At 63.5% G+C, this 1,539-nt stretch carries 2 protein-coding genes; one reads left to right on the top strand and one right to left on the bottom strand.

Annotated elements, in window-relative coordinates; genetic code table 11:
- The coding region (locus QZY07_RS20100) for a hypothetical protein (protein WP_295406451.1) at positions 1–403 on the bottom strand (403 nt) is incomplete at its 3' end.
- Between the two features lie 201 nt (positions 404–604).
- On the opposite strand from QZY07_RS20100, the gene QZY07_RS20095 reads away from it, so the two are divergent.
- The coding region (locus tag QZY07_RS20095) for an ISAs1 family transposase (RefSeq protein WP_295406449.1) at positions 605–1,539 on the top strand (935 nt) is incomplete at its 3' end.

Here is a 1,539-nt window from a genome sequence, read left to right as displayed (position 1 = left end):
TTCTCGCGCGAGGGGCGGAATCTGGTGGGGTTCGAGGTCGAGACGCTGTGATGTCTTCGTGATTTTTTAAGGGGATCAGATTAGGGGTAATGATCCATAAAGTAAACCCAGGATTCCCGTCCCCGAATAGTTGCTTCACCAGCGCTTGATCATACGTGGTGTTGACCGCGAGCGTTTCCCCCAACACGGGTAACCACGACAGCAGTTCTTGGACCGGGATGTCGTGGTAACGGCGATCGGCCTCCGCCAGGAAACGATCACAGCGCTTCTCGTACCCCCGGCGCGTGCTGAGTGGCGCACCGGGGACGGCTTGGCCGATGGCGTCCTTGGTCGGCTTGGCGGCAAACGTGACGTGGACGCGCATGAACCCCAACAGGTCGCGGTCGAGCAGATTCCGCAGCACCCGAAACCCTTTCCGTTTGCAGGCATCCGTACCGAGCAACCGGTACTCAAAGTGGACGCAGCATCGGTGACCCGAGCGCGCTTTCTGGCGGTCGCTCTAGAGGACAGGGCAATCGCATCAACGTATTCGCGGATACTGTTAGACAATCCGCTCGGCGACCCCAATGACCTGAGTCTTTTGCGTCTTGGGGAGATCTCGCCGATGTGCGACTTGAGTGTGGAGCGATCGATTGCGCGTTATTTTGCCCCGCTGGACGAGCCGTGCGGCGCGATTCAACGCCGGCACTTGCTGATCGAGATGGTTGTGATCGCCATCGCCGCGACGCTCGGCGGGGCCGACGGCTGGGTCGCCGTTGAGGCGTTCGGACAGGCCAAGGAGGCGTGGCTGCGCACCTTTCTGAAACGGCCCAATGGCATCCCGTCGCACGACACCTTCGGGCGGGTGTTTGGGCGGATCGATCCCGCGCAGTTTGCCGCCGGCTTTCGCCAATGGAGCGCGTCGGTGGCTGAACTGATCCCCGATGAGATCATGGCCGTCGATGGCAAGACCTTGCGCCGCTCGCACCATCGCGGCCAGGGCTTGGCGGCGTTGCACCTGGTCAGTGCCTGGGCGACGGCCAATCGGGTGGTGCTCGGGCAGGTCGCGACCGACGCCAACTCCAAGGAGATTACGGCGATTCCGCGATTGCTGGCATGGCTGACGCTGGAGGGCTGCATCGTCACCCTCGACGCCATGGGCTGCCAGACCAAGATTGCCGAGCCGATCATCCGCCAGGGAGGGGACGATGTCCTGGCCCTCAAAGGCCACCAGGAAACGCGGGCCGCCGAGGTCGAGGAGGCCTTCATCGACGCCAGAGACGATGCCGGCGTCGATTCGGCGTTCCTCGAAACCGTCGAGCGGGGGCATGGTCGTCTCGAAACCCGTCGCGACCGTACCCTGGGCGAGCTTTCCGGCGTGCCGCGCAGCGCCTTGTGGGAAGCGACGAACAGGATCGGCCTGGTCGAATCGCGCCGTGAAGTCGCTGGCAAGGTCTCGGTCGAGACCCGCTCTTTTATTGGGAGTATCGGCACCGGCGCCGCGCGCTTCGCCCACGCGGTCCGCGGTCACTGGGGCAGCGAAAACGGGTTGCATGGGAA

The sequence above is a fragment of the uncultured Thiocystis sp. genome (genome assembly GCF_903866365.1).
GTDB lineage: Bacteria > Pseudomonadota > Gammaproteobacteria > Chromatiales > Chromatiaceae > Chromatium.
Note: the sequence above shows the minus strand (reverse complement) of the source record. Positions and strands in the feature narration are given on the sequence as shown.